Source organism: Citreimonas sp. (assembly GCF_042096055.1).
GTDB lineage: Bacteria > Pseudomonadota > Alphaproteobacteria > Rhodobacterales > Rhodobacteraceae > Citreimonas.
Map to the genome: position 1 here is coordinate 1 of NZ_JBELMH010000025.1, position 4688 is coordinate 4688.

Annotated in this window: 4 protein-coding genes; 2 read left to right on the top strand and 2 right to left on the bottom strand. The window is 70.7% G+C overall.

The window, feature by feature from the left end; all coding sequences use genetic code 11:
- Positions 1-2865: efflux RND transporter permease subunit (locus ACFDTC_RS07635; RefSeq protein WP_375258285.1), on the top strand; the 2865-nt coding region annotated here is incomplete at its 5' end.
- Positions 2866-2871: 6 nt separating this feature from the next.
- Here the strand turns inward: ACFDTC_RS07635 and ACFDTC_RS07640 are convergent.
- Entirely contained in the window at positions 2872-3675 is an 804-nt protein-coding gene (locus ACFDTC_RS07640; protein ID WP_375258286.1) for a protein-disulfide reductase DsbD domain-containing protein, read from the bottom strand.
- 131 nt (positions 3676-3806) lie between these two features.
- On the opposite strand from ACFDTC_RS07640, the gene ACFDTC_RS07645 reads away from it, so the two are divergent.
- The gene (locus ACFDTC_RS07645; protein ID WP_375258287.1) at positions 3807-4397 is read left to right on the top strand and encodes a YqgE/AlgH family protein; all 591 of its coding nucleotides are present in this window, start codon (positions 3807-3809) and stop codon (positions 4395-4397) included.
- A gap of 63 nt (positions 4398-4460) precedes the next feature.
- Here the strand turns inward: ACFDTC_RS07645 and ACFDTC_RS07650 are convergent.
- Positions 4461-4688 (bottom strand): Sua5 family C-terminal domain-containing protein (locus ACFDTC_RS07650; protein WP_375258288.1); only part of this gene is annotated, 228 nt, incomplete at its 5' end.

The window sequence follows — 4688 nt, forward strand, 5'->3', positions numbered from 1 at the left end:
GGCGTCACCCGCACCACGATCCGCGGCCTCGCCGCGCCGCGCATCATGGTCGAGGCGCCGGTGGCCAAGCTGATCGAGCACGACGTCACCCTGCGCGACATCGCCACCGCCATCGCGGCCGAGGTCGATGCCGACCCTGCCGGCGACGTCGCGGGCGCCGGCGCCCGCGTGCGCACCGGGGTCGAGCGGCGCAGCGCCGAGCAGATCGCCGGAATCGCCCTGCGCGCCGATCCCGACGGCACGACCCTGACCGTGGGCGACGTGGCGACGATCACGACCGAAGGCGCCGGCCGCGAGCGCAGCTATTTCGTCGGCGACGATCCCGCCATGTCGGTCCGCGTCGACCGGTCCGACCAGGGCGATGCCATCGCCATCCAGGCCATCGTCGAGCAGGTCGCCACCGACTTCGCCACCACCCTGCCCGAGGGCGTGACGGTCGAGCTGATCCGAACGCGGGCCGAGGCTATCTCGGCTCGGCTCGACATCCTGCTCGACAACGGGGCGATGGGGCTGGGGCTGGTCGTGGTGCTGCTGTTCCTGTTCCTGAACGCGCGCACCGCCTTCTGGGTGGCGGCCGGCATCCCCACGGCGATGCTGGCGGCGATCGCGCTGATGTACCTGGGCGGGCTCACGTTCAACATGATCTCGCTCTTCGCGCTGATCATCACGCTGGGCATCGTGGTCGATGACGCCATCGTCGTGGGCGAACACACGGACGCGCTGGCGCGGCGCGGCCTGTCGCCCTTCGATGCGGCCGAAGGGGCCGCGCACCGCATGGCGCTGCCGGTCTTCTCGGCCACGCTGACCACGGTGATCGCCTTCTTCGGCCTCGTGATCATCGGCGGGTCCTTCGGCACGCTGATCGCCGACATCCCCTTCACCGTGATCGCCGTGCTGCTGGCCAGCCTGGTCGAGTGCTTCCTGATCCTGCCCAACCACATGGCCCACGCGGTCGCCAGTTCCGCCAAGGCGCGCTGGTACGACGCGCCGTCGCGGATCGTGAACCGCGGCTTCGAATGGGTGCGCGACCGGCTGTTCCGCCCGCTGATGGTGGGCGTGATCGCCGCGCGCTACGTGGTGCTGGCGGCCGTCCTTGTGGCGCTGGCCAGCCAGGTGGCGCTGCTGGTGCGCGGCGACGTGCAGTGGCGGTTCTTCAACTCGCCCGAACAGGCCTCTGTCTCGGGCAACTTCGCGATGGCGCCGGGCGCCACGCGCGAGGACACGCTGGCGCAGATGCGTCTTCTGCAACAGGCCACGAACGACCTGGCGACCGAGTACGAGGCCGAGCACGGTACCAACCCGCTGCTGCACGTCATGGCCGAGATCGGCGGCACGTCGGGCCGTGGCCTGGCCGGCACCGACGGAAAGGATGCCGACCAGCTTGGCGCCATCTCGATCGAGCTCATCGGCTCGGACGAGCGGCCGTATTCCAGCTTCGCCTTCGTCGGCGCCCTGCAGGACCGGGTCGAGCGTCACCCGATGGTCGAGACGATCAGCTTCCGCGGCTGGCGCTCGGGCCCGGGGGGCGACGCGCTCGACGTGCAGTTCTACGGCGCCGACGCGCAGACGCTGAAGGCCGCCTCGCTCGACCTGCAGGCGGCGCTGTCGCGCTTCCCCGAGGTCTCGGCGCTCGAGGACACGCTCGCCTACGACAAGGAAGAGCTGATCCTCGACCTCACGCCCCGCGGCGCAGCACTGGGCTTCGATATCGACGGGCTGGGCCGCGTGCTGCGCGACCGGCTGGGCGGGATCGAGGCGGCGACCTTCCCGGTCGGGCCGCGCTCGGCCACGATCCGCGTCGCCCTGCCCGAGGGCGAGCTGACCGCCGACTTCATGGAGCGGATGCAGCTGCGCACGCCCGACGGCGTCTACGTGCCGCTGGCCGACATCGTCAGCGTCGACCGGCGCACCGGATTTTCCACCGTGCGGCGCGAGAACGGCATCCGCACCGTCTCGGTCCTCGGCGACCTGTCCGAGGACGACCCCGCCCGCGCGACCGAGATCATGCAGGCGCTGGAGACGGACATCCTGCCCGCCATCGCGGCCGAGCGTCAGGTCGAATACCGCCTCTCGGGCCTGTCCGAGCAAGAGGACGAATTCCTGTCGGATGCGCTCAACGGCCTGATCCTGGTGCTGCTGGGCATCTACCTCGTGCTGGCCTGGGTCTTCGCCAGCTGGTCGCGGCCGCTGGTGGTGATGGCGATCATCCCCTTCGGCCTCGTCGGCACGATCTACGGCCACGCCCTGTGGGAGGTGCCGCTGTCGATGTTCACGGTGGTCGGCCTGCTGGGCATGACCGGGATCATCATCAACGACTCGATCGTGCTGGTGACGCAGATCGACGACTACGCCGAAGAGCGCGGCCTGATCCCGTCGATCGTCGACGGCGCGGCGGACCGCCTGAGGGCGGTGTTCCTGACCACGGCGACCACGGTGCTGGGCCTCGCGCCGCTGCTCTACGAAGGCTCGGCCGACGCGCAGTTCCTGAAGCCCACGGTGATCACGCTGGTCTACGGGCTGGGCTTCGGCATGGTGCTGGTTCTGCTGGTGGTTCCTGCGCTGATCGCGGTGCAGCACGACATCGCGTCGCGCCTGCGCGCGCTGCGGCGCGGGCTGCGGTTCCGGCGCGGCGGTGTGCGTGCGCTTCTGACCGCTGGAACGGTGGCGATGCTCGCTTGGCTGGGCGTCACCATGGGCCACGTGGCGGTGACCGGCGCGCTGCCCGGGGCGCTGGGCAGCGTCATGCCCGCGCTTCCGCCGCTGGCCGCGTCGTTCGTGCTGTTCGTCTGCGGCACCGCGATCGCGCTGATGGCGCTGTTTGCGCTCGGCGCTGTCGTCCTGCGGACCGGGCGCCGGCCGGCCTGACCGGCCTCAGCCGGTGCAGCCCAGCACGTCGATCGCCTGGCCGTCGCGCAGCACCGTGATCCGCACGCCCGAACGGTCCAGTGCGAAGGTGCCGCCGCTCACATGCCGCAGCTCGGCCTCGGCCACCAACGCGCCGTTCTCCCACCGGCTGTCGGGCTCGGTCACCCAGACCGACGGGTCGGCGGTCTCGATCACCGTCTCGACCGCGCCGCCGGGGCGGGGCACGTCCAGCGTGGCGCGCAGGCCGATCCCGCCCGCCGAGGGGACGACCGCGCAACGCACCGCGCCCACGCCCGCCTCGTCGCGCGACAGCGGGCGGTCGGCAAGCGCCGCGGCGATGCGCGGGTCGGGCGCGCGCGCCGCCGCCGGCAGCACGGCCGAGACCGAAACCTCGTGCGGCATGCAGATGTCCTTGCACACGCCCAGCTCGATCGTGCCGGCGATCTGCGCATCGGCGTTCCCGTCGCGCAGCCGCACGCGCAGCGGCAGCACGACCTCGCCCTTGTACCCGACCGAGCGCAGGCCCGACTGGTGGAACACGTGCGGCGTCGGCCAGACGACCGAGACGCCGGCGGTGTTGCCGCCCGCGGCCGTCCAGCGGAACAGCGGCGGGATGCCGGCCTCGCCCGGGCTGCGCCAGTAGGTCTTCCACCCCGGTGCCAGGCGCAGGTGCAGCGCGGCGATGTGGCTGCCGTCGGGCAGGCGCCAGCCGGGCCGCAGCTCGGCCGAGACAATGGAATCGAGGCTTTCGGCCCGCAGCGGCAGGGCGTGCAGCACGAGGCACAGGGCGAGGGCTATGAGACGATGCATGCCGCCCTGATGGCCGCCGGTCGCTGAAATGAAAAGTCACTTTGCAGCGATGATGCGCAATGCGTCGCGGGGCGCTGCGTTGTCGCGACACCCCCTTGCACAGCCCCCATGCGAGGGCCATTCTTTTGAATATGACCGAAGCCGAAGCCAACCGAAGCTCCGAGCCCGCGATGCTCACCGGGCGGATGCTGATCGCCATGCCAGGCATGGGCGACCCCCGCTTCGAACACGCGGTCGTGCTGCTGTGCGAGCATTCGACCGAGGGCGCGATGGGCCTGATGGTCAACAAGTCCAACATCGACCTCGACATGCCGACGCTGCTTGCGCAACTGGACATCGACGCCTCGGCGGACCTGTCCAGCCACCGGGTGCATTTCGGCGGCCCGGTCGAGCTGGGGCGCGGATTCGTGCTGCATTCTTCGGATTACGCGACCGAGAGCGCCACGCTCGAGGTCAGCGACGAGATCCACATGACCGCCACGCTCGACGTGCTCGAGGATATCGGCCACGGGCGCGGGCCCTCGGTCTGGATGATGGCGCTGGGCTATGCGGGCTGGGGGCCGGGTCAGCTCGAGGCCGAGCTGATGCAGAACGCCTGGCTGGTCTGCGACGGCTCGAACCGGCTGATCTTCGACCTGCCGGATGCCGAGAAGTGGGAAGCCGCGCTCGAGACGCTGGGCGTCGCTGCGCTGGCGCTGTCGTCCGAAGGCGGACGCGCATAAAAAGCCCGAGGGCGGATACGTTTTGCGCCGCCCGCAGACGACCGTACCTAAATCCTAGAAGTTTTACCTGTCGGCCGCCGCGCGGCTCAGCCGGTCGTTGATCGCCACGCCCAGCCCCAGATGCGGAATCGGCGAGACGGCGATGACGTCCGGGTTCTCGGCGTCGAGGCGGTGCAGGTACTCGAACAGGTTGGCGGCGGCTTCGGTCAGATCGCCACGCGGCGACAGGTTCAGGTCGCTCTCGACCTCGCCGAAGCCCAGCCGCGCCTCGCCCGCGTTCCAGTCGGCGGC